Origin of the sequence: Mycobacterium kyorinense (assembly GCF_002101735.1) — a bacterium.
Taxonomy (GTDB): Bacteria; Actinomycetota; Actinomycetes; order Mycobacteriales; family Mycobacteriaceae; genus Mycobacterium; species Mycobacterium kyorinense.
In genome coordinates this window covers 1-1,424 of sequence record NZ_LQPE01000071.1, presented here as the reverse complement: position 1 = coordinate 1,424, position 1,424 = coordinate 1, and the positions used below count along the sequence as shown (strand labels likewise).

Sequence of the window (1,424 nt, the reverse complement as noted above, 5' to 3'; positions counted from 1 at the left end):
GAGAATTACCACGGCGCAGCGCAAACGAATATCCGCAACTGGGGCTGACCCCTGGTGGGTGGCTATGAGGTCGACCCGGTCCGGCTTGCCGGCGACGGGAAGAACCTCGCGGAAAAAGGCGACGCCTTAGCGGCGGCGGTGCAGGCGCTGGAGTCGGCGTTGTCGTCGTCGGGACAAATGTGTGGCGACGACCCTGCCGGCAAGGCCTTCGCTTTGAGTTATCGCCAAGGCGGGCAGGCGTTGTTCTCGGCGGCCGAGGCCGCGGTGAACGCGTGCCGCAAGATCGGGTACGGCATTGAGGTCTCGGCGTCGAACTATGCCCACAGTGAGGCGGCCTCGACCGTCGGCGGAGCCGAGCCGTCGGTGCCGCCGCCGGGTGAGCCGCCGAAGTACTCGGGGCCGACGATGCCCAATCCGTTCGGGCCCGCGGTCGGCGAGCCGATGTTGTGGGCGCTGGTGCGCCAGTTCGTGGGCAGCCCGTGGCCGGATGGCAACCCGGCCACGCTGCGGGCCGCCGCCACCGCGTGGCGCACGTTCGGTACGGCGGTGACGGGTATGACCGAGGCGGTCGCGGACTGCTGTGCCGATTTGTCGGGCCACGACATCCCCGAGCTGGCCAACATCACCGGTGCGGTGACGCAGATGAGTTCCGGGGTGGGCGGGTTCGGCAAGCAATGCGAGTCGATCGCGTCGTCGCTGGATTCGTTCGCCGGTGAGGTCGAGTCGTCGCAGAACGCGATCCGCGACCTATTGCACCGGCTGAGCCCGTCGGGAATGGCCCAAGAGGTGGTCGGCTTTTTCACCGGGCACAACCCGCTCGATGACATCAAGCAGATCGCCAACGACATCAAAAAGATCCTGCACACCCTCAGGAGCGAGGCCGACGGCGTCTCGACGCTGTTTCAGGGCGCCATGAATGAACTCGACAATTTGACAACCGAATTCGAGAACTGGGCGCGCAAAGAGTTCGTCCAGTATCTGGGCGATGACGTGGGCGGTTTTGTGGCCGGGGTGTTCACCGCCGATCTCGACGTGGCCGAGGGTGGTGTCAAGAGCGTTATCGGGACCGTCGGCAGCCTGGAGGATTTGGCTACCCATCCCGAAGAACTGGCCAAGCTCGCAGCTATGGCCAACCCCGCAATGGCAGTCAATGCGTTTGCCGAGCAAGCGATGCAATTTGCCCATGACCCGAAGGGCTTCCTCGACCAAAAGCTCGACATGGCCAAGGGCTTGGTCGACGCCAAGGACTGGACTGGCGACCACCCGGGCAGGGGAGTCGGTTACGTCGGCGGCACCATCGCGCAGTTTTTGATCCCGGGTGCGGGGGAAGCCAAGGCCGGCACGGAAGCCGCCAAGGCCGCCGACGAAGCGGCACAAGCGGCTCGGGCCGAAAGTCAGGCGGCGCGCGCCGGTGAGGGAATCCT

General features: G+C 65.7%; 1 protein-coding gene. It reads left to right on the top strand.

Going from position 1 to position 1,424, the window contains the following annotated elements; translation table 11 throughout:
* Nucleotides 1-54: 54 nt before the first annotated feature.
* The coding region (locus AWC14_RS09180; RefSeq protein WP_487246465.1) for a WXG100-like domain-containing protein at nt 55-1,424 on the top strand (1,370 nt) is incomplete at its 3' end.